The sequence below is a fragment of the Moraxella lacunata genome (assembly GCF_900453205.1).
Lineage (GTDB): Bacteria > Pseudomonadota > Gammaproteobacteria > Pseudomonadales > Moraxellaceae > Moraxella > Moraxella lacunata_B.
On sequence record NZ_UGQU01000002.1, the window covers coordinates 610831 to 633547 of the forward strand.

General features: G+C 46.0%; 24 protein-coding genes and 1 tRNA gene. 11 read left to right on the forward strand and 14 right to left on the reverse strand.

Features of this window, described 5'->3' with window-relative positions; genetic code table 11:
- Positions 1–5: 5 nt before the first annotated feature.
- The 5 genes from DX073_RS08395 to DX073_RS08415 all read right to left on the reverse strand — a co-directional run bounded on the left by DX073_RS08395 (position 6) and on the right by DX073_RS08415 (position 3652).
- Positions 6–476, reverse strand: coding sequence for a F0F1 ATP synthase subunit B (locus tag DX073_RS08395; protein ID WP_115007364.1), 471 nt, complete (start codon positions 474–476; stop codon positions 6–8).
- A gap of 96 nt (positions 477–572) precedes the next feature.
- Positions 573–818: a F0F1 ATP synthase subunit C gene (atpE, locus tag DX073_RS08400; RefSeq protein WP_003658962.1), complete on the reverse strand. Its 246-nt coding sequence runs from the start codon at positions 816–818 to the stop codon at positions 573–575.
- 47 nt (positions 819–865) lie between these two features.
- Positions 866–1750 carry a F0F1 ATP synthase subunit A gene (atpB, locus tag DX073_RS08405; RefSeq protein WP_029102939.1) on the reverse strand — a complete coding sequence of 295 codons (885 nt, stop codon included), beginning with the start codon at positions 1748–1750 and terminating at the stop codon, positions 866–868.
- A 399-nt stretch (positions 1751–2149) separates the two neighbouring features.
- On the reverse strand, positions 2150–2536 hold the full coding sequence (locus tag DX073_RS08410) for an ATP synthase subunit I (protein ID WP_115007366.1): 387 nt from the start codon (positions 2534–2536) through the stop codon (positions 2150–2152).
- 261 nt (positions 2537–2797) lie between these two features.
- Complete coding sequence (locus DX073_RS08415) at positions 2798–3652, reverse strand: metal ABC transporter substrate-binding protein (RefSeq protein WP_115007368.1); 855 nt, start codon at positions 3650–3652, stop codon at positions 2798–2800.
- A gap of 306 nt (positions 3653–3958) precedes the next feature.
- Here DX073_RS08415 and DX073_RS08420 point away from each other — a divergent pair, with 306 nt between their 5' ends.
- The 6 genes from DX073_RS08420 (at position 3959) to gluQRS (ending at position 9053) form a co-directional block, all read left to right on the forward strand.
- Positions 3959–4462, forward strand: coding sequence for a Fur family transcriptional regulator (locus tag DX073_RS08420; RefSeq protein ID WP_115007370.1), 504 nt, complete (start codon positions 3959–3961; stop codon positions 4460–4462).
- Positions 4449–5198 (forward strand): metal ABC transporter ATP-binding protein, encoded by a 750-nt coding sequence (locus DX073_RS08425; RefSeq protein ID WP_115007372.1) that lies wholly within the window; start codon positions 4449–4451, stop codon positions 5196–5198. The genes DX073_RS08420 and DX073_RS08425 overlap by 14 nt, the downstream gene beginning before the upstream one ends.
- 2 nt (positions 5199–5200) lie before the next feature.
- On the forward strand, positions 5201–6001 hold the full coding sequence (locus DX073_RS08430; protein WP_115007374.1) for a metal ABC transporter permease: 801 nt from the start codon (positions 5201–5203) through the stop codon (positions 5999–6001).
- A 248-nt stretch (positions 6002–6249) separates the two neighbouring features.
- Complete coding sequence (locus DX073_RS08435; RefSeq protein WP_115007376.1) at positions 6250–7080, forward strand: metallophosphoesterase; 831 nt, start codon at positions 6250–6252, stop codon at positions 7078–7080.
- A gap of 622 nt (positions 7081–7702) precedes the next feature.
- Positions 7703–8119 (forward strand): RNA polymerase-binding protein DksA, encoded by a 417-nt coding sequence (gene dksA / locus DX073_RS08440; protein ID WP_115007378.1) that lies wholly within the window; start codon positions 7703–7705, stop codon positions 8117–8119.
- A gap of 7 nt (positions 8120–8126) precedes the next feature.
- Positions 8127–9053 carry a tRNA glutamyl-Q(34) synthetase GluQRS gene (gene gluQRS / locus DX073_RS08445; RefSeq protein WP_115007380.1) on the forward strand — a complete coding sequence of 309 codons (927 nt, stop codon included), beginning with the start codon at positions 8127–8129 and terminating at the stop codon, positions 9051–9053.
- Positions 9054–9067: 14 nt separating this feature from the next.
- Here gluQRS and DX073_RS08450 read toward each other — a convergent pair whose 3' ends face one another.
- Both DX073_RS08450 and murD read right to left on the reverse strand, forming a co-directional pair.
- The gene (locus tag DX073_RS08450) at positions 9068–10243 is read right to left on the reverse strand and encodes an FtsW/RodA/SpoVE family cell cycle protein (RefSeq protein ID WP_115007382.1); all 1176 of its coding nucleotides are present in this window, start codon (positions 10241–10243) and stop codon (positions 9068–9070) included.
- Between the two features lie 377 nt (positions 10244–10620).
- Complete coding sequence (gene murD, locus DX073_RS08455; RefSeq protein WP_115007384.1) at positions 10621–12015, reverse strand: UDP-N-acetylmuramoyl-L-alanine--D-glutamate ligase; 1395 nt, start codon at positions 12013–12015, stop codon at positions 10621–10623.
- 118 nt (positions 12016–12133) lie between these two features.
- Between murD and glnK the strand changes: the two genes are divergently transcribed.
- A complete protein-coding gene (gene glnK / locus DX073_RS08460; RefSeq protein WP_115007386.1) occupies positions 12134–12472 on the forward strand; it encodes a P-II family nitrogen regulator in 339 nt (112 codons plus the stop codon).
- A gap of 56 nt (positions 12473–12528) precedes the next feature.
- Here the strand turns inward: glnK and DX073_RS08465 are convergent, their stop codons facing one another.
- The 3 genes from DX073_RS08465 to DX073_RS08475 all read right to left on the reverse strand — a co-directional run bounded on the left by DX073_RS08465 (position 12529) and on the right by DX073_RS08475 (position 14441).
- A complete protein-coding gene (locus tag DX073_RS08465; protein WP_115007388.1) occupies positions 12529–12894 on the reverse strand; it encodes a DUF2147 domain-containing protein in 366 nt (121 codons plus the stop codon).
- 167 nt (positions 12895–13061) lie between these two features.
- Positions 13062–13316, reverse strand: a complete 255-nt coding sequence (locus tag DX073_RS08470; protein ID WP_115007390.1) for a hypothetical protein — start codon at positions 13314–13316, stop codon at positions 13062–13064.
- 9 nt (positions 13317–13325) lie between these two features.
- A complete protein-coding gene (locus DX073_RS08475; RefSeq protein ID WP_115007393.1) occupies positions 13326–14441 on the reverse strand; it encodes a DNA/RNA non-specific endonuclease in 1116 nt (371 codons plus the stop codon).
- A 208-nt stretch (positions 14442–14649) separates the two neighbouring features.
- On the opposite strand from DX073_RS08475, the gene mutY reads away from it, so the two are divergent.
- Positions 14650–15801: an A/G-specific adenine glycosylase gene (mutY, locus tag DX073_RS08485; RefSeq protein ID WP_115007397.1), complete on the forward strand. Its 1152-nt coding sequence runs from the start codon at positions 14650–14652 to the stop codon at positions 15799–15801.
- A 64-nt stretch (positions 15802–15865) separates the two neighbouring features.
- On the opposite strand, the gene DX073_RS08490 is transcribed toward mutY, so the two are convergent.
- Entirely contained in the window at positions 15866–16807 is a 942-nt protein-coding gene (locus tag DX073_RS08490) for a polyprenyl synthetase family protein (protein ID WP_115007399.1), read from the reverse strand.
- Positions 16808–16938: 131 nt separating this feature from the next.
- On the opposite strand from DX073_RS08490, the gene DX073_RS08495 reads away from it, so the two are divergent.
- Positions 16939–17014, forward strand: a tRNA-Phe gene (locus tag DX073_RS08495).
- Between the two features lie 177 nt (positions 17015–17191).
- Here DX073_RS08495 and rplS read toward each other — a convergent pair.
- The 3 genes from rplS to tuf form a co-directional block, all read right to left on the reverse strand.
- A complete protein-coding gene (gene rplS / locus DX073_RS08500) occupies positions 17192–17560 on the reverse strand; it encodes a 50S ribosomal protein L19 (RefSeq protein ID WP_115007401.1) in 369 nt (122 codons plus the stop codon).
- 156 nt (positions 17561–17716) lie between these two features.
- Positions 17717–19561 (reverse strand): glutamine--fructose-6-phosphate transaminase (isomerizing), encoded by a 1845-nt coding sequence (glmS, locus tag DX073_RS08505; RefSeq protein ID WP_115007403.1) that lies wholly within the window; start codon positions 19559–19561, stop codon positions 17717–17719.
- A 261-nt stretch (positions 19562–19822) separates the two neighbouring features.
- Positions 19823–21013 carry an elongation factor Tu gene (tuf, locus tag DX073_RS08510; RefSeq protein ID WP_115007405.1) on the reverse strand — a complete coding sequence of 397 codons (1191 nt, stop codon included), beginning with the start codon at positions 21011–21013 and terminating at the stop codon, positions 19823–19825.
- Positions 21014–21700: 687 nt separating this feature from the next.
- Between tuf and DX073_RS14095 the strand changes: the two genes are divergently transcribed.
- On the forward strand, positions 21701–21907 hold the full coding sequence (locus DX073_RS14095; protein WP_147279705.1) for a hypothetical protein: 207 nt from the start codon (positions 21701–21703) through the stop codon (positions 21905–21907).
- A gap of 9 nt (positions 21908–21916) precedes the next feature.
- A complete protein-coding gene (locus DX073_RS08520; RefSeq protein WP_115007410.1) occupies positions 21917–22708 on the forward strand; it encodes a hypothetical protein in 792 nt (263 codons plus the stop codon).
- Positions 22709–22717: the final 9 nt, after the last annotated feature.

Genomic DNA, 22717 nt, shown 5'->3' on the forward strand with positions numbered 1-22717 from the left:
TCTAATTACAGCTTGGTTGCCAGTTGTGCTAGCATGCTGGCATGTTTTTGTTCATCAACTTTTTCTTCTAGAATCTTTTCAGCACCAAGTACTGCAAGAGTCGCAACTTGTGAACGTAGCTGTTCACGAGTTTGGGCAATTTGTTGGTCAACCGTTTGTTGGGCCGCACCAATAATACGCTCGCTTTCAAGACGGGCTGTGACTTTGGCGTCTTCAATCATTTGATTGGCAGTTTTGTTAGCACGTTCAATGATAGAAGCAGCCTCAGCTTTGGCATTTGCAAACTCTGCTTGAACTTGTGACTCAGCAGATGCAAGGTCAGCTTTTGCTTTTTCGGCGGCGTTTAAGCCTTCTTCGATTTTACGTTGACGCTCGTTAATCGCTCCGATGAGTGGCGGCCATACGAATTTCATGCAGAACCACACGAAAAACGCAAACGCAATCATCTGACCGATAATGGTGGAATTAATATTCATCCAATCACCTCATTTGTTAGTGAAAGTCAGGTGATAGCCAATTGCTGTCGGCAAGTAAACTGCCGACAAGAATGGACCTAGACTGACCGCTTCAACTTATGCGAATGGGTTGGCGAATAGTAGAAGCATGGCAATACCAACACCAATCATCGGTACGGCGTCAAGAAGACCTGCCACGATGAACATTTTGGTTTGAAGTTGTGAGCCAAGCTCAGGCTGACGAGCAGTACTTTCTAGGAACTTACCGCCTAGGATAGCAAAACCAATACCAGTTGCCAAAGCACCTGCACCGATTAGAAGAGCCACAGCAAGAAGCGTGTACTGAGCGATTACTGGATCCATGATGTCTCCTTAATGACCTATTTGAAGGGTTAGAATAAAAGTGTCAATTAATGTTCTGATGTTTGTGAGATGAGCGACAGATAAACTATCGTCAGCATCATAAACACGAACGCCTGTAAAGTAATAACTAAGATGTGGAAGATTGCCCAAGCCAAATGTAGCGGTACACCCAAGCCTTTAACAAACAAGCTCTCAGACATGTACATAAGTGCAATTAGAATAAAGATAAGCTCACCGGCATACATGTTACCAAACAGTCGCAGGCCTAGCGAAATGGGTTTGGCAAGCAGAGTTACTGTCTCTAAAACTAGGTTGATGGGGATTAAAATCGCCTGCAAGATTGGGTTTTTGGCACTAAATGGGTGTAAGGTAAACTCACCAATAAATCCGCCCACGCCTTTGTATTTAAGACCAAAGCCAATGATGAGCAGTAGCACACAAAATGCCATACCGAGCGTGATGTTCGGGTCAGTACTTGGCACAATCTTAAAGTAAACATGGTGCGGGTCATGACCCATCAGACTGCCAATCCACTGTGCGGTACCAGGGATGAAATCGACGGGAATCAAATCCATCAAGTTCATCAAGAAAATCCACACAAAAATTGTCAATGACAAAGGTGCAATCAGCTTTGATGGACCTTTATAAGATTCACGGACACTGTTGTCCACAAAATCAACAATCATCTCAATGAAGGCTTGTAGCTTGGTAGGTACGCCTGATGTCGCCTTACGCCCAACCATCCAAAACAGCCAGCAAAAGAAAGCACCCAAACCAACCGACCACAGCATGGAGTCCAAATGAATGGCTTTAAAGCCCATCTCTGCGGCTTCTTGGGCGGTGTGTGCCACTTTCCAACCATGTTCTGGATGATAACCATACGTCCAGTTGGTTAAATGGTGAGCAATATATTCTGAAGAATCCGCTGCCATAATAAGCTCTTATTTTTAACTTGGTTAATCAGAACGTGTGAAAAATTCATCACGCAATCCATCAATTTGCAAGGTGTTGAGTTCTCAACACGCTCTAAAATGACACAATAAAAAATTGCTGGTTCAACTTATCCCATAAATATCAATCAGCAATTTTAAATCATTCATTTAAAGTACATTATTGTCAATCATTTCATACAAATCATTGAAAATAGCATACTTATAAATTTATGAAATTTTTATCGGAATGTTTGTAAGCAATCCGAAGTATAATACCCTACTTTGGTAGTTCTTGTAAAGGGTAATTATGAGTTTTCTTACAGAATTTTTTCAATTTTTGGCAAAAAAATGAGTATTAAATTTAAAAAATCTAACTATTTTTAAAAATTAATTGATAATCTAAATACGCCACATTACCATAACATGCACAACTTGTAGAGCAAAATAACTCAAAATCACCAAAAACGCCCCAATCGGCTTAGCCAACATAAAAATCAGGGCAAAACCCATCAGCGTGATAAACCATTTTATCATCTGCCCCAAATACATGTTGAGCATGATAACACGCCCTGCTCTCGCCCCTGTCGTGCGGTAGGCAATGAGTGTAAACGCACACTGGGCGATGTAGCCAAGCAGTCCGCCCGATGCCATGCTTTTGGTGGCGTGAGCAACGCCCAACGTTTCAAGGATAAACCCTATGCCAATGAGTATCAATACCGCCCATGCTTGACGAAATTGCAAGCGGTACACACGGGCTTGCTGATGACGCTGGGCAGGCTTGCTCATGATGCTCTCAAAAACACAATGAAAAATCGTAAGGTTCTGTATTATAAAAAGTTTTTAAAAAACTTACAAGATTTTATCGGCATTTTTTCATCAGTAAAAAGTGATAATATCATTTATTTTTATGATAAATATAGAATGAAGCTTTTGTCGGTTTTAGGAAAATAAAATACGCCTTTGGTTGTAGCAGGTTTGATAGATGTCATTTATAGACAAAAAGGCAATGCTCATCACATCGCCTTTATATACACCCTATCCGCCAATTTATTTTTGGTCGATACACGCGTAAATCTCATTGACGGTCGCCTGCCACACGTCCACAAAATCGGTGCCGTCTGACATGTCTTCTTGTTTGACGAGCGTGCCGACATTGCCGAGCTTATTTTTAATACCGTCCGAAATCGCCCCTTGCGACAGTAGGCACATATAAGGCGATGGGCGGTCGTTATTTAAAATGCGAAATTGGCTGGCTTTGGGTGACAGATGATGGTCGGGGGTCAATGCCCCTGCAAAACGTAGATTTGCCGAGCGTTCAAGATAGGCAAACGAATCATGATACGCCCAATACGCCCGCTTATGCTCTTTTGGCACCTGTGCCACCGCCTTATCCATGGCTTGATGAAATGCCTTGACGTTATCAGCATACAACCCCTTATGCTCGGGGTTGGCGTGCGAATGCACCACCGCCAATGCTCGCACAATGGCCTTGGCATTCTCTGGGTCTAGCCAAATGTGTGGGTCAAAGGTGTCGGCTCGGGGCGTGCCATCAAGCTGCCTCATGGGCAGACGATAAAACGCCTTCATCTTAAATAGCGAAATGGCGTTCGGGGCATTATCTAAGGTCTTAACGAGATTTTGTTCAAGCTCATGCCCGAACCACACCACATAATCGCTGTCGCCCACGAGCTTGACTTTGCTTGGCGAGAGACTGCCATGATGACCGACATCGCCTGTGGATAGTAGCATTTGGGCAGGTTCTGCTCCCTGTGTTACTGCATTGGACAGTAGTAACAACGGATAATTACTCACCGTTACCGTGCCTGCATGGACGGTCGCAGACAGTAGGGTGGGCAAGGCAAATAGGCTTAGTTTAGCAAAGGGGAATTTAGAAAATAACATGGCAACCTTTTAAATTAAATAAATTTATTTGGAAAAATATAAAAAATGGCACAAAACTTGCATAAATTTGCGATAATGTCTTGTAAGATTATATCATACATCATGGGTTTTTGTTATAATGTATCTAAATTAAGATGAAACGAGCATTTTTCTTAAAAATTACCAACACAAACACCGCCCATTTGATGATATGTTATATCAATGGCATTCATCAGTCATTTTAAAATTGTCCAATTATTTTTATGGTAAAATAACGTATATTTTAAATGTAATTTTTATAATTTTGAACAACCAAAAGAGCCTATCATGACCGACCACGCCTGCCAATGCGACCACCACCACAACGTCCACGAACATCAAGACCCCAAACAGCGTATGCTTGATGCCAAAGCCCACTGTGAAGCTCGTGGCGTGCGTTTTACGCCCTTGCGTGAAGAAGTATACGGACTGATTTTGGAAGCGGATAAGCCACTTGGGGCGTATGACCTTATCAGTGCCTTGCAGTCTGCTCGCCACTCATCAGGGGCAAAAAACAAAAACATCGCCCCACCGACCATTTATCGTTCGTTAGAATTTTTGCTTGCCGAAGGGTTGATTCATCAGTTAAGCTCCATGAACGCCTATGTGCCATGTTGCCACCCACGCTCCAAGCACGCCGCCGCCTTTTTGATTTGCCAAAAATGCCAAGGCGTTGAAGAATGCTCTAACGTGCCTGTGGACGCTATTGTCAATTTTGCCAAAGATGACGCAGGGTTTGACATAGAACGCACGGTCATTGAACTAAAAGGCGTGTGTCGTGCCTGTCGCTAACACAGTTGCTAATACAGACGAGCTGTTTCGCTTAGATAAAGTCAGCTTTCATGTCGGTCAAAACAAGATTTTAACGGACATATCACTCACCTTATCCAAAGGCGAAATGGTCAGTCTTATCGGTCCAAACGGGGCGGGCAAGTCCACGCTGGTCAAACTCATTTTAGGCTTAAACAAACCCACGTCAGGCGACATCATCAAGCACAACAGCGTGATAAGTTACGTTCCCCAAAAGTTTAGCGTGCCGAGCATTTTACCGCTCCGTGTCAAAGATTTGCTCGCCCAAGCGAACACCAAACGCCTAACGCCTGATGAGCGTGATTTTGTCCTACAAAAGCTATCGCTTGCCCCCCTACTTGACCGCCAAATACACCACCTATCAGGGGGCGAGACTCAGCGTGTCCTTATGGCAAGGGCACTGCTTGACAAGCCCGACCTACTCATCTTAGACGAACCCATGCAAGGGCTAGACCCCGATAGCGAAGAGTTACTTTATGACTTTATAGACAGTATGCCCCCATTTTTGGCGTGTGCCATGCTCGTTGTGTCGCACGATTTGCACTGGGTCATGAAAGGCACTCGGCGTGTCGTCTGCCTAAACAAACACATCTGCTGTCAAGGCGTGCCGTCCGACATCGCTCATCTGCCTGAATTTGTTGCGTTATTTGGGCAATATCACAGCACCCACCAAACCCCCTACATTCATCATCACGACCACTGTCAGCATACCCACTAATTATGAACGATTGGCTACCGATTATCGCCCCTGCTTGGCTTGCAGGCTCACTGCTTGCCCTACTCTCTGCACCGCTTGGCTGTTTGGTGCTGTGGCGACGCATGGCGTTTTTTGCCGATACGCTTGCTCATGGGGCTCTGCTTGGCGTGGCGATTGGGGCGTGGCTGTCTATCCCTGCCGACATGGGTGTGGGCGTGGTGAGCATAGGCGTGGTCATCACGCTCATGTTCCTACAAGACAAGCGACTGCCGAGCGATGCCACGCTGTCGGTGCTTGCCGTGTCCCTGTTGTGTCTGGGGCTTTTAACGCTCACCCAGCTTACCCAGCAACAAGCCAACGTGCTAGGCTTTTTGTTTGGTAGCTTACTTGACATGGATTGGGGCGATTTGCCCCGTTTGGTGGTCATGGTTGGGGCAGGGCTTGTTTTTTTGGCGTGGATTTGGCAAAAACAGGTTAAACTTGCCACATCAGAAGCCCTAGCGTCTATCGCAGGCATCAATCCTAAGACCGAACAGCTCTTTTTTATGGGGCTTCTGGCGGGGTTTTGTGCGGTTGCCATTCAAGCGGTCGGCAGTTTGCTCATCACAGGGCTACTTATCCTACCTGCTCTTATCGCTCGCCTGCTTGCTCACTCGCCCACACAAATGGTTATTTTTGCCATGATAATCGCCCAAATCGCCGTAACCACAGGCGTGTGGGGAAGCGTGTGGCTTGACGTGCAAACGGGGCTTGCCATTGTCATGACGTTGGCGATTGGGTTTTTTGCGGTGTTTGGTGTGGGGAAGGTGTTGGGTAAATCGTAAATTGGTTAATTACCCTTTTAAATTACAATTGAAATCTGTTTGGCATTATTTATCATACCTTTAAAAGGCGTTGTAGGGGCAAATCACATTTGCCCTATGAATTTGAACAAATAATATAGCAAAAAATCTTATTGGTGCGTGATATGCACCTTACTGCCAATGAGTGTATTTTGAAGTTAAATGATTATATTTGCACAAATTGCAATCCACCCTCTTTAAATTTAACCATATTTTTAAACCCATGACCCATGACCTACCCCACCCACCTATCCGCCCCGTCCGATTTTATCATCGCTCAAATCAGCGATTTGCATTTATCCACGCACGCCCCTACTAATACCGATAAATTTTTAAAGGTGCTGGATTTTGCCTTAACCTTTAAGCCGAACTTACTGTTACTCACAGGCGATTTGGTCAATGACGGTCATTTACCCCTTTATGATTGGCTGTTTGCTACATTGGATAAAACCAACACCCCCTATCTGTGCTTGGCAGGCAATCATGACGTAACACATGAGATAGGGCATGATTTACCTTTTGACAAACGCACATTTCTCCCCATTGCCAAAGATGACAGGCTTATTGACACCCACCGCCTTATCATCGAGCTACCCCACGCCACTTGGCAACTTTTAGCGGTCAATTCTGCCCTACATGGTCATGTCTATGGGCGACTTGATGATGCCCAGCTTGCCTTTTTAAAGACTCATCTAAATCACGCCATGCCCACCCTTATCGCCCTACACCACCACCCTACCCCTGTCGGCTCGGCATGGATAGATGAGCATATGTTGCAAAATGGCAATGAATTTTGGGCGATACTAAACGCTCACACCACCAATACCACCAATCGCCCCCATGTTCTCTGTGGACACGTTCATCAGGCACATATCTTGCAACAAAATGGCGGAACGCTCTATACCTGCCCTGCCACGTCTCGCCAATTTGCCCCGCACCGAGATGAATTTGGCATTGATGATGTAGCGAGCGGTTTTCGTTTGCTACAATTACATAACAATCGTACGCTAGACACATGGGTCAAAAGGCTGGATAATAGCGAGTTTGGTATTGTTAAATAAAGATAGATTTTAAGGTTTTCCGTTCGGACTGAGCTTGTCGAAGTCTAGGAAAACCGTTATGGTTCGACAAGCTCACCACGAACGGCTTTCTAGAAAAGTATACTCAATTAACAATACCGCGAGTTTTAAAAAAGCATTGTTAATTGACCATACTTTTAGATAGACTTGTAGGGGCAAATCACATTTGCTCTATAATAACGTGTTGATTTTTGGGCGAATATGATTCGCCCCTATGCCCTAATACTTAAATTTTTTATGGATTTGGGGCGTGTTGAACATTGATAACATTTTATTGAATTTGATAAAAATTTGATGATTTAATCAATTTTTGCATGAAAAATGGCTACCCAACCACTTAATCTTATAAGATTAAAGATGGTCTTGGATTTTACGGATTAAGTGGTCGGGTGTTTTTCATCGTCAAAAGCTCGTTTGATAGAACGACTATCAAACTTCACTTTTTCCTTGAAAAACGTGCGATTTTTCTCATTTTTCATTGCAAATACCAACATTCAACACGCCCCACTTGAAAAATCCAAACATATCCCCATTTAGGACGCAATTTTTTGAGTGTTAATTTTTTCATGCTTGGTCAAATTGACCGTTTTTAAAGGATAAACGCATGGCAAACGCCACTTTCACCCCCTACACCCCTGCCAAAGACGAAGAATATATGTCGGACGCTCAGTTAGAGCATTTTCGTGCGATTTTGGTAAATTGGAAAACCGAACTGCTCGCCGAAGCCGAACGCACTAAGGATTACATTAACGAAGAGACAGGGGCAATGGCGGACATCAATGACCGTGCCACCCAAGAAGAAGAGTTTGCCCTAGCTCTACGCACCCGAGACCGTGAACGTAAACTGGTGCGTAAGATTGATAAATCGCTAGCCGAGATTGAGACAGGCGATTATGGGTTTTGTGAGACGTGTGGCACGGAGATTGGGCTAAAACGCCTAGAAGCACGCCCCACCGCCACGCAGTGCATTGACTGCAAAACCATGTCCGAGATGAAAGAAAAACAAAATCACGGACACTGAGTCTGCCATGAACCCACGCCCCACTATCGGTCGCTTTGCCCCGTCCCCGACTGGGGCGTTGCATTTGGGGTCGCTGTGTACCGCTTTGGCAAGTTATTGTCATATCAAATCATTGGGCGGTCGCTGGCTTGTGCGGATTGAAGACGTGGATTTTGAGCGGTGTAAGCCTGATTATGCCACGTCTATCTTGACTGATTTGGAAAATTTAGGACTATACTCGGACGGCGAAATCCTATTTCAGTCCAAACGCACGGATATTTATGATGAATATCTTAATTATCTGTCAAATATCACTTATCACTGCACCTGCTCTCGCAAGGACTTGTCCGCCCTATCCATACCTGCGGTGAGTTTTTATGACGTGAATATCAAAGACTTACACCTTGCCCCGATTTACCCCCGATTATGCCTGCACAAAAACCTAAGCGACAACAAAATCCGTCTGTGCCTGCCTGACGTGCTGACCGCCTTTTTTGACGGCATACAAGGCGTGATATGGGACAACCCTGCCAAAAGTCTTGGCGACGTGGTCGTCAAACGCCAAAACGGCATGATAAACTACATACTCGCCTGCACCATTGATGACGGCTTGCAAGGAATAACGCACGTCATGCGGGGGCTTGACATCATGCCGATGACGGTCGCCCAGCTCTGTATCGCCAAAGCATGTCTCCTGCCCACGCCTCACTATTTTTATCATCTGCCCCTACTTGTCAATCATGACGGACAAAAACTCTCCAAACAAAACCTTGCCACACCGATAGACACCACCACGCCTGATAAAGTGAGCGATTTACTCTTTACCGCTTTAACCTTGCTCGGGCAAAATCCGCCAACAGAACTACAAAAAGAGACGCCCGACACGATACTCATGTGGGCGACTCGTCATTGGGATAATGGCGTGTTACAAGGGGCAACATTGGGGGCGGTTTAAACACCCCAACCCTTTTAATACTCTCTGTTTTTATTTTCCAGATAAATTCGCTCGCTTTCTTTGTCCGCCTTTAAAATCATGGCAATCATGATAAGTGCCATCAGCATGGACGAACCGCCAAAGCTATAAAATGGCAAGGTCAAGCCTTTGGTCGGCATAAGCCCCATGTTCATGCCTGCATTAATCAGCACTTGCCCAAAAATCACCACGCCAAAGCCAAATACCATGTAGCTAAGACGCAGTTGGCGACGTTTTAGGGCGGTATGGCTGATTCTCATAATCGCCGCCACAATCAGCACTTCAAGCAGTAACACAAACGCCACTCCCAAAAAACCCAATTCTTCGCCTGTGATGGCTAGGATAAAGTCGGTATGAGCTTCGGGCAGGTGCGATAATTTTTGCACGCTGTTGCCATAACCCACCCCATCAAACTCCCCCCGCCCAAAGGCTATCAGACTGCGAGATAGCTGATAATCGGTGTCCTGCACGTCATCAAACGGCTCCCAAAACGACATGAGTCGCTCTTTACGATAATCCGACGACAGCAGTCCATAAACCAGTGCAGGCACGAACACCGCCGACACCAACGCCACATAATGCGGTAATGGCACCCCACTGACAAACAAAATAATGCTCGCTGTGGCGATAATCACCGCCACCGAACCGTAGTCAGGTTGCCACAAAATCAGGGCAATCATCGGCAAATACCACACCGTCAGTCGCCACCCTGCAATCAGACTGCCCCGCACTTCTGCCGACCGTCTGACCACATAGTCAGCAATGACCAACACCATCAGCAGTTTGACAAATTCAGACGTCTGAAAATTAAACACCCCAAAGTCAAGCCATCGCTGTGAGCCATTAATGACCGTCCCTGTTATTAGCGTCACTATCAACAGTAACAGTGCCACGAGCCATGCCAACACCAACAGCCCAATTTCAAAATACCACTTCAAAGGAAAGCGATACACCACCATGCCCGCCAACAAACCGATAACAATATAAGTCGCCTGTGAATAAAAGAAAGTCATGGGCGACAAGCCTTTGGTCATCGCAAACGGCACTGACGCTGACGCCATCATCAAAAGACTCATGGACAGCAACAAAAACAGGCTCGTCATCAACACCGTCCGAGCAGACGGTACATAGGGCGATGTGGCTATCGTCGTGGGGATGTTAAAAAAACTCATGACAGGGCAATGCTTGGGAAAATTTGGGGGCTATATTATAAACCAAATCCCTGCTAAATGCTTGATTATTTGGCAAAAATTTGGGGAGATTAGAAAGGCTTGGGCAAAAATTGCGTAGGATTTGGGTAGGGTTTGGTGTTGTCTAAATTATAAGGTAAAAATATACCACAAATTCAAATAATGTCTGGCGTAGGGGCGTGCTGTGCACGCCTTATACACTCTACAAAATGGAAAAGTGTGACGGCTTCCGTTCGTGGTGAGCCTGTCAAACCATGACGGGAAGCGCACGCACTATAAAGCCTGCAACAAACATCAAATTGGCAGGTGTATTCTCACTTGATATAAGCCAAGATTAAAGTCAATTTATAAAAACCCAATCACGCCAACGCTTTGACACATGCCACAAACCGCTCGCCACGCTCATTATAGCTTTTAAATTGGTCTAGGCTTGCACATGCTGGCGACAGTAGCACGACTTTGGCAGAGCTTTGACTGGCAAGCTCCACCGCTTTGTCAAGACTGCCTGCCTGTGTCATTTTACTTGCCAAATCAGGGCTGTTTGCCAACGTTTTTTGTATCAAATCGGCGTCTTGTCCGATAAGATAAATGCTGTCGGCAAACTGCTTAGCAAAAGGGATAAGCTCGGCAAAATCCTGCCCCTTGCCTTGACCGCCCAAAATCAAGGCAAGCGACTGCTCCCCATACACCGCCCCAAGTCCATCAATGGCGGAGAGTGTCGCTCCGATGTTGGTGCCTTTTGAGTCGTTAAAATACACCTTACCATTCACGTCCGCCACATATTCACAGCGGTGTGGCAAGCCCTTAAACGTCCGTAGCACATCAAGCATGGCACTCATGTCAAGCCCCACGGCACTGCCCAAGGCTAAGGCGGACAAGGCGTTAAGTAGATTATGCTTGCCTTTAATCAAGATTTCATCAGATGAGATGAGCTTTTCGCCATTATGACACAGCCAAATGGTTTCGCCATTCTCACTATTGTCATCACGCTCGCCTTTTAGACAAAAATCCGCCGAAAAGCCTTCGCCAATCTCCCCTGATGTGCTTATCATTTGGGCGTGTTTGGGCAAATGAGCGATACAGGCACGGGCAAGTTCTTTGTCATCCAGCCACACCACCGCATTTTTGGCATTATCAAAAATGCGTAATTTTTGGGCAAGATACCCTGCCATATCGCCATGTCTGTCCAAGTGGTCGGCAGATAAATTCAAAATGGTCGCCACGTCTGCCCCAAGCTCACTCATCATTTCAAGCTGAAAACTCGACAGTTCAAGCACCGCCATGTCCATGCCGTCAATGTTTAATAAATCAAGGGCAGGTGTGCCGATATTACCGCCCACACCCACGGTTTTGCCTGACTTTTCTGCCATGAGTCCGACCAGCGTGGTTACGGTAGATTTGGCATTTGAGCCTGTAATGGCGACAATCGGCGTGTGCGTGCCGTTGTCCGTATCTCGCTTTTTTAGATTTTCAATAAACACTTGTACATCGCTGACCACACTTACACCCTGCTCGATGGCTTGGGCTATGGCAGGCGTGGTGGGGTCGATGCCAGGGCTGATGACGACTTTGTCCGAAGCAAGTAAAATATCGGCATTGATACCGCCAAAATAAGTCGCCACACCGCTTGGCAATTTGTCCGCCAATGGAGGAAAATTACCGTCCGTAACGGCAACCGTATGTCCTTGATGTACCAAAAATTGAACCGCAGACAGCCCAGAACCGCCCAAGCCAATGACTGTATAATTTGCCATGAGTATGCCTTTTTAAATGTCAAATAATCATTATTCTATCAGAATTGGCGTGGGCGTTGTTGGATTTTTGCCAAAATTATCATATAATGACAAAAGCTACTTGCCAATAAGGATTTTTATGAAACTTGTTACCGCCATTATCAAACCCTTTAAACTGGACGATGTCCGTGAAGCCTTGTCGGACATTGGCGTAAACGGCATTACCATCACCGAAGTCAAGGGCTTTGGTCGCCAAAAAGGACATACCGAGATGTATCGTGGGGCGGAATATGTGGTGGATTTTTTACCAAAAGTCAAACTAGAAATCGCCTGTGCTGATGACATGGTTGATGGCGTCATTGGTGCTATTATTGACACCGCCAATACAGGTAAGATTGGCGATGGCAAGATTTTTGTTATGCCATTAGAGCAAGTCATTCGCATTCGCACGGGAGAGACGGACGAGAATGCCCTATAAGAAAACCCCACCGAAGTGGGGTTTTGTGTGTTTGACCGTTTAAACCAGTCTTGGACTTACTGTCTGACACCTGTTTGAGTGCCTGCTTTACTTTTGATGGTGATGTTATTGCCATTTAGCGTGATGTTGGCAGTACCTGAGATGGGCAGGGTTGGGTGTTTGCCTTTACCTGCGTATTTGCCACCGCCTTGGGCTTTGATGTCTCTGATGACGGTAGTGCCTTCACGCTTTTTGGCTTTTTCGGTCAAGCCTTTGGTCATCACAGCTTGATAACCACTGCCTGACTTGCTGATGTTGATGATGGCTTTGGCTTCGCCTTTTTCGCTCATTTTCCAGTTGCCCACGATGGCATCATCATTGGCAAATGCACTGGCAGATACTGCAACACCCAGACCGATGGCAAGTAGTTTGTTCAATTTCATGACTTACTCCTGTTTGCAAAAATCTAATTAATTCAAGCCAGTCAGTACTCGTACTGACAACTGTTTACCCATTATAAACAAGGATTTTTTAAATTGCAAACATTAATTTTGTAAGCCATCTGCCTTTTTGTAATTGCTTGGTAAAAATGTTTCTGCCTAGGGTATGTCTACTCAAAAGGGTTATCTACCATGACCACTTTGGATGGGTCTTTGTCAGCAGTGGCAGGCAAATCTTGACCACCTAACTCATCAAACGCCCCACAAAGTGCCTGTGCAAAGTCGAGCGATGCCTGTGCTTGTGCCTTGCCCGCCTGCGTTTTGGTAATTTCTACATCGCCACTGATGATGACACTGTCCGTACCATTTTCTATGGTCAAAGCCCCAATTTGTAGGACTTCGCTGTCATTGTCAAAGACATTCATCGCTCCACCTTATTTTAATAAACTCATCACAAATTCCACCAACAACACCAAAATCGCAAGCCAACCTTCTGTATCGCCCCCTTTATCCACGCTGTCCACACTCTCAGACAAAGGGGGTAAATTAAAAGCCGATGACTGCACCTGTGGCGACAGCGACGGCATGGCACTGATGCCCGTTCGTTCGGAGAGCTCGGCAAGACTGATATGCTCGACCACGCCTGCTTCGTTGTTGGGCGTATAGTACACACCTGCACGGTTGATACTGGGGACATAAACCACCTTAAAAAAGTGGCTCGGCACCAGTACGCCATCGCCGATCTGGGCGATTTGACGACCTTGGAACACCACGCCTGTCACGACATACAGCTCGCCATATTTGACCGTCAAGTTTCGTGTGTTTTTTTCGATGTCTTGCCATACGCCACGATTATGAGCGTTGTTTTGGGGGGCGATGTTGGCTAGGCTAAAACTATCAAACTGCTGTGAGAGATTCGCCATGTCGCCATTGGGCGATAAATGCCCCCTGTCATAGCCCGAACGGCGATAGTCATTGAGCGTTGCTCTCACGTTTGTAGGCAGGCGTGACTCTTCATGAAAGCTGTCTTTGCGAGCCAGTGAACGTGCCTGATGAATGCGTTCACGGGTCAGATACTCGGCAGAGTAGATGGGCGTGCGTGAGATGCCTGAATACAGCACAGCAAAGCCATCAAAGCACAGCTCGTAATTTTTGCGAGCCAATTTTTGTCCTTTGGTGCCAACCAACTGCGGGGCGGTATTGGCATAAAAATGCTCAGGACAACTGGCAAGACTCTGGGCGGTGTTCGCTGTCGTCTGCTGTCCCACAAAAACCCCAACAGGCTCATCTGATGTCGTCAAACCCGTGGACTGTTCCACCACATAACCCCCGTCATGAGCCGTGGCATAAGCGGTGGCGGTGTTTAAACTATTGGTATTATGAGCGTTGTGGTTATGGGCGTGATTGCGGTCGTCAGCATAAGCCGTCGCCACGTTATCGCCATAGGCAACGGCGGTGTTATTGGCATAAGCACTGTGGCAGGACAACAGTACCAAGGCAAGCCCCCACAGATGGAATGGGCGAGTGCCTGATGAGTAGAGATAGGACATGGTATTAGCTACTTAAAATGCGTGCCATTATACCCGATTTTTGGTGCGAGCGGTAGGGTTATCGGGATTGCTAGGCTTTCAATCTCTGACACTATGGCAAAGATTGGGTTTATTATATTTATCCCAAACACATCTTTGCCCATGGAAAATTGGCAAATCATCCCCATAATCACGTTTCTTGTTATCTTGAACTTATTTATCCCCACCCATGAACCACGCCACTTTCGCCCCACGCCTGCTTGCTTGGTTTGCCACGCACGGTCGCCATGACTTACCTTGGCAATATCATCATGCCGACACGTCTGACATTTATGCCGTTTGGCTGTCCGAAATCATGCTTCAACAAACCCAAGTCGCCACTGTGTTGGGCTATTTTGGGCGGTTTATGGATACATTCCCCACCGTACAAGACTTGGCGAATGCCGACTGGGACGATGTGGCAAGCCTATGGGCAGGGCTTGGCTACTATGCTCGGGCAAGAAATCTACATCAAGGGGCAAAGCAAGTGGCGGATTATATCGCCACGCATGGGCATTTCCCACAAACGATAGACGAATGGCAAAACGTGCGTGGCGTGGGACGCTCCACCGCAGGGGCGATTGTGGCGATGGGCGTGCGTGGGCGTGGCGTGATATGTGATGGCAACGTCAAACGGGTGCTGACACGCTGGGCAGGCATAGACGGCGACATCACCAAATCCGCCACCGACAAGGTGCTGTGGGAGCTTGCTGATACACTCACGCCCACACATGAGAGCGGTAAGTTCGCCCAAGCAATGATGGATTTGGGGGCGACTGTCTGTACTCGCACTCGCCCTGCTTGCGTCTCTTGCCCACTATCAGACGACTGCACCGCCCATAAGAACGGCAACCCCACCGCTTATCCTGTCAAAACCAAAAAGGCGGACAAGCCCCACCGCCATTCGCTCGTGCTTGCCCTGATATATGATGACAAACTGTTATGGATAAAACGCCAAAGCAACATAGGCACAGGCATTTGGGACGGGCTGTTTGCCCTGCCCATGCTGATGATAAATGACAAACAAGGCGATTTACCCCATGATTTATATCATGCCAAAACCATGCACGAACATTTTACCCATACCCAAAGCCCAAGCCTTGCCGAGCGTCAAATTTTGGATAATCTGCCAAACATCCCTATCAATAACGCCAAAACTATTAAACACACGCTCACGCATTTTCACTGGCATTTGTCATTGGTTGATATAAATATTGATAAAGCACTTTATAACAACATCAACCACGCCCTAACCGCCATGCATGCCGATTTTGTTTGGCAAAAAGGTCATAGCGGATTGGGCGTACCAAAGGCAATGGGGAAATTAGCGGGGCAGGCTTGAAAAAGTTATTAATTTAAATCGCAAAAGTAAAAATTTGACATTTTTCCAAACATCAAAACTCTGTTTAATAATCCCTTTTTTGTAGCCAATCCACCATTTGCAAAAGTAGATTATCATCACCCAAATCCGACACTAGTTTTCTTGCCTTATTAAACAGTTCATCAGCATAGGCACGGGCATTGTCCACACCAAGCAGTTTAACGTAGGTAGATTTATCCAGTTTTTCATCACTGCCTGCCATTTTTCCTAGCGTTTGGGTGTCCGCCACCACATCCAGCACATCGTCCTGCACCTGATAGGCAAGCCCGATAAGCCGTGCATATTCGCCAAGACTTACCATGCGTTCATCAGACGCACCGCCACACGCCGCCCCCATCAGGACGCTTGCCACGATTAACGCCCCTGTTTTTTCCTTGTGAATGGCTGCTAGCTCATGTTGGTTAAGCTGTTTTTGCTCACCGTTTAAATCCGCCTGTTGCCCTGCCACCATACGCCGAGCATTGGGGGCGAGTATGACAAGTAGCCTTGCCACGACATCATTCCCAACCGCCCCAAGCTCATACTCTCCGCCTAGCACATCAAAGGCAAGCGACTGCAACACATCGCCTGTCAGCACCGCCACCCCTTCGCCATAGACCACATGACAAGTTGGCTTACCACGGCGTAACTCATCATCGTCCATAGACGGCAAATCATCATGCACAAGCGAGTAGCCATGCACACACTCTATGGCAAGCATGGCACGGCGTACCGCCCCAAAGGCAGGCGTATCCACACGCCCCCCAACTGCCAAAAAAGTCGCCAGTACAAGCAAAGGACGCACCCGTTTACCCCCGTTGGAAATGGCATAACGAGACGCTTCATTTAGTGGGTTTGGTAGATTAACGGTGTCAAATAACACATCAAAATCCGCCATTAGCTGATTTTTTGTAAACTCTTGTACGCTGTTTAAATCATTGGTTTGCAATTTACTCATGTCCGCCCCCACGTCAAAAAACGCTATCATACCCCAAAACGCAAGGATTTTGGGTAAAAATCATGGGTTTTTAAAAATTTTTCAAAAAATATGCAAAAAGTGCTTGCAAAGTTTTTAAAATCATATATAATACGCACCACTTAGCCAATAAAGCTAAACATGGCGCGGTAGCTCAGTCGGGAGAGCAACGGATTGAAAATCCGTGTGTCGGCAGTTCGATCCTGCCCCACGCCACCATATTTAAAAACACTCAACTTCGGTTGAGTGTTTTTTGTTGTGCGTGATAAAAATAACGCCATTAAAGGATGTGCTTTCCACGCCCATTGGCATGTTTTAAAGAAATGAGCATAAAGCCAAACCATAAAAAACCCTGCCATGTCAGCAGGGTTTTGATTGGATAAATCAGATAAGACATTAAGCGTCTTTTCTGGCACCCAATTTTTCTTTGATACGGGCAGACTTACCAGAACGCTCACGTAGGTAGTAAAGTTTGGCACGGCGAACATCACCACGACGCTTAACTTCGATACCACCGATGATTGGTGAGTGTAGTTGGAATGCACGCTCAACACCCACACCGCTTGAAATCTTACGTACGGTGAAAGATGAATTTAGACCACGGTTACGCTTAGCGATAACCACGCCTTCAAAGGCTTGCAGACGCTCTTTGTCGCCTTCTTGGACACGAACTTTAACCACAACAGTATCACCAGGGGCGAATGAAGGGTGGTCTTTTAGCTGTGATTGTTCAATTTGTTGAACTAGGGGATGTTTGTTACTCATGGAATACTCCAATAAATGACATAGGCTCATACCTTTCTACATGGCTCAAAGGTCGCATATCATATCATCATCAGATTGAAAAGCTCAATCCACGTCCGAGCCACACGGACACATAAAACGGCTCATTATAATAAAAAGCCAAACAAAAATCAAGGGTTATTCCACCGTAACTGATTTGGCAAGGTTACGGGGTTTATCCACGTCCGTACCACGCACCAAAGCAACATGATAGGAGAGCAGTTGCACGGCAATGGTATGAACAATGGGCGATAACACCCCGATATGACGTGGTGTGCGAATGATATGTACGCCGTCTGTTTCGGCAAAGTCGCTGTCAAGGTCAGACAAGACAAACAATTCTCCGCCCCTAGCTCCGACTTCTTGCATATTGGCTTTGACCTTATCAAGCAGTTTATCGTTCGGAGCGATGACCACCACGGGCATGTTCTCATCAACGAGTGCCAAAGGACCGTGCTTTAACTCGCCCGCAGGATAAGCCTCGGCATGGATATAGGTCAGCTCTTTTAGTTTTAACGCCCCTTCTAAGGCAATCGGATAATGAATGCCACGACCCAAATATAACGCAGACGGCTTGGTGGCGAACTCTTTTGCCCATACCGCAAGCTGTGGCTCTAAGTTTAGGGCGTGCTGTACACTCCCCGGTAGCTGACGTAAATCATCAGCATAGCAAGTCAGTTCATCATCAGACACATGTCCACGAAGTTTGCCCAGTGTCACTGCCAGCCCAAATAAAATCACAAGCTGAGTAGTAAAGGCTTTGGTGCTTGCCACACCAATCTCTGCCCCTGCTCGGGTATAGATGGCGAGCGTACTGGCTCGGGGCAGGGCAGATTCTAATACATTACAGATAGACAGGCTGCACTCATACCCTTGGGCTTGGGCGTATTTTAACGCCTCCATTGTGTCTAGCGTCTCTCCCGACTGACTAATCGTGATGATGAGCTCATCAGGGTCAGCGATGACATCACGGTAACGGTATTCACTGGCAATCTCCACATCGGTGCGAATACGAGCGATGGATTCTAGCCAATATTTACCCGTAAGTGCCGAATAATAAGACGTACCACACGCTAGGATTTTAATACTTTTAATTTTTGAGAAAATCTCTGGGGCATGCTCGCCAAAATTCTCTGGCACAAAACCGCCATCTAGGAAAATCTCTGCTGTATCCGCCACCGCTTTTGGCTGTTCATAAATCTCTTTTTGCATAAAGTGGCTATACCCACCAAGCTCTAAACTTGCCAATGATAGCTCGGAAGTTTTTACCGCACGCTCGGTTTTGTCGCCATTTTTGTCAAGGAGCATGTCAATGCCGTTAGCAGACAACAAAGCAATGTCGCCATCTTCTAAATAAGTGACTTTACGAGTAAAGGCAATGACTGCCGACACATCGGATGCGATAAATACTTCCTCATCACCAAATGCCACGAGGAGCGGACAGCCCATGCGAGCCACCACCATGTGAGCAGGGTCATCATGGCATATCACGGCAATCACAAACGCTCCATGAAAACGACTGCACGCTGTTTGCACTGCACGGTACAAATCCTTGCCGTTATTTTCGTATTCATGGTGGACGCTGTGAGCGATGACTTCGGTGTCCGTTTGCGATTCAAATTCATAACCCAACGCTTCTAAACGGATACGTTCGGCTTCAAAGTTTTCAATAATGCCATTATGCACCACCGAGATGAGCCCGCCTGAGATATGTGGATGAGCATTTGGCTCGGTCACACCGCCATGGGTCGCCCAGCGGGTATGTCCGATGCCAATATGACCCGTCAGTCCTTTTTGTTTAACCGCTTCTTCCATCAGAGCGACACGCCCCACACGACGAACTCGTTTAATCTTTTGTTCGCTCTCACTGTATACCGCAATGCCTGACGAATCATAGCCACGATATTCTAGGCGTTTTAGCCCATCTGTTAAAAAATCCACCACATTGGCATGGGCACGAATTGCCCCAACGATACCGCACATATTAGTTCCTTAGTATCTGGTTAATATTACAATGGCAAGGATTGCCACAAAAAAGCCCTACCCCAAATCGTTAGGTAAGGCGTGTATTATAGCAAATTTGGCAGTCGCTGTGATATCTGCTTTGGTGGTAGCTCTGAAAACACCCCCTTTTTTCCTTTTTTCCAAACCCAACTCCCCAAAAACCCAAACCCCCCACCATCTCTGGCAGGGGGTTTGGTTTTGACTATTAGTCTTGTTTACTCTTAAGCCAATCTTGTTAGATTAGTTCTTAACGTTAGCAACAACACCAGCACCTACGGTACGACCACCTTCACGGATGGCGAAGCGTAGACCTTTGTCCATAGCGATTGGGTGGATAAGCTCAACACTCATCTCAACGTTGTCACCAGGCATAACCATTTCAGTACCTTCTTGTAGAGTAATGGCACCAGTTACGTCAGTGGTACGGAAGTAGAACTGTGGACGATAGCCATTTAGGAATGGGGTGTGACGACCACCTTCTTCTTTTGACAGTACGTATACTTCTGCATCAAATTGGGTGTGAGGGGTGATTGAACCGGGCTTAGCAAGTACTTGGCCACGTTGAACTTCTTCACGCTTAGTACCACGTAGAAGGATACCACAGTTTTCACCTGCACGACCTTCGTCTAGTAGCTTACGGAACATCTCAACACCAGTACAGGTAGTCTTGGCAGTGTCTTTGATACCAACGATTTCAACTTCATCGCCTACTTTGATGATACCAGATTCAACACGACCAGTTACCACAGTACCACGACCAGAGATTGAGAATACGTCTTCGATTGGCATTAGGAATGCTTTATCGATGTCACGCTCAGGCTCAGGGATGTAGCTGTCTAGGGTGTCTAGTAGTTCTAGGATGGCAGGCTCGCCGTATTGACCAGCGTCACCGTTTAGACCTAGAAGAGCAGAACCTTTGATGATTGGGGTGTCATCACCTGGGAAGTCGTAGTCAGACAGAAGTTCACGTACTTCCATTTCTACCAGTTCTAGTAGTTCTTCGTCATCTACTAGGTCGCACTTGTTCATGAATACCATGATGTAAGGTACGCCAACCTGACGAGATAGAAGGATGTGCTCACGAGTTTGTGGCATAGGACCGTCGGTGGCAGCAACAACTAGGATAGCACCGTCCATTTGAGCAGCACCAGTAATCATGTTTTTAACATAGTCGGCGTGACCGGGGCAGTCTACGTGTGCATAGTGACGGTTAGCAGTGTCGTACTCGATGTGAGAGGTATTAATGGTAATACCACGAGCTTTTTCTTCAGGCGCTGAGTCAATGGCAGCGTAGTCTTTTGCTTCACCACCGTGGTGCTTAGCAGCAACAGTTGCGATAGCAGCAGTTAGGGTAGTTTTACCGTGGTCAACGTGACCGATGGTACCAACGTTTACGTGTGGTTTGTTACGTTCGAATTTGGCTTTGGCCATGGATATGTCCTCTTATTAACCTATGAATTTAGGTATGGAAATTTTCGCTCGGATTGTCTTAATTTCACAGACAGATTTATGACAGCATTCAAACGAATTTGCCATATCTTGCTAATTATAACACAACTCTTTATAATTTAAACCACCGTCAATGTAAAATTATGCCAATTTTACAGGAAAATTTGTGGGTTTCGCCCCAAATATGATGAATTTTTAGACAAATTGATAAAAATAATTTATAAATTTAGAAAATAAATATATTGGTTTTATTGATAATTTTATCATTTATCAAGGGATTTTACAGTTTTTCAATACAAATTTGAACAACAAAAAGCCCAAACCTTTCGATTTGGACTTTTTAAAATTTGGAGCGGGAAACGAGATTCGAACTCGCGACCCCAACCTTGGCAATGTCAGCCACCAAAGTCGCCTAGATAACTTCAACCCTTAAAAACAAGCCATAACAAGCATTTATGGTTTGTTTTTTTGTAAAAATTATTTGCTAATAAAGGTAATTTTAAGTAATATTGTAAGATATTATCACATCAATCACTCTATCAATGAGGACTAGTCATGGTAGCAGGTTCAGAAATTAAAATAAATGAACATGGTGTATTCATTACCACACCGAAGATTTTCAAAGTCAAAGCAGAGATAACAAAGCTTCTGGAGGGTGAGCAGGTACCCATGCCCAACTTGCCCTTCTTACCTAAGCTCTACACGTTGCGTTTTCACTTTACCAATGATGATAATGTGCCATATGCTCATACTGCTTATACTGCCCACAATAAAGTAACGGGCGAGCTATTCGAGGGGGTTACTGACGACAAGGGCAAGACACAAGTGTTTTATACAGACTCCCAAGAGGATATCGAAATTCATCTAGATATTTAAGGAGTTATTATGCCTCAAAACGAATATAAAACCACCACCGCCAGCACAGCGACAGATGCTCCGACTTGCAAGGTGGTCATCTCTGGTGTCCCTCGAAAATTTTTGGTACATTTTCGCAGACCTCTTGTTGATGACCCTTGGGGTTCTGTGAGCGAGCAAGTGCAAAACTTTGGTTTTGACTGGCTTCGAGATGAGTACATCCATGACATCGTCTCTGTCCTAGAAAATAACAATGAGCCCACACGCTTATACAGAGGTGATATTGACAAACTTAAAAAAGAATATACCCATCTTTGGTTTGATGACCCACAGCCTGTCGAGGTTTTAAGTAGGATTAAGACCTGCGGTGTCGATGAATATATCCCATCATGGCTGGCAGTATTTGCTGAGAAGCATAAGCCCGAAGGCGTAACACACACCTATGCTAAACTCTACCTGCAGATAGACCAAGAGGCAGTAGACATGGATAGACCACTTGCCAAAGATGGCACGGTACTGATATTTACCCCCAGTGATGATGGTGTTGAGATTTATTTTAGAGACAAGTCTAGAGACAAGAACATTCTAAAGGTGCCACTGGAGATATTTTTGGAAAAAGGTCAACTCACCCGTCCTTTGGGCAAAGACACCTCCATTAAATACTATGCCGACCCAACCAAACAGCTTACCATCAAGGTCAAAACCCCCAGTGATAAGGTTCGCCATATCTTGGTAACCGCCAAACATAATAATCACAGCCGAGATGTTGGTGTTCTACTCATCTATCCCAATCATGAGATACCCGCCGCACACATTCAATAGTGCAATTTG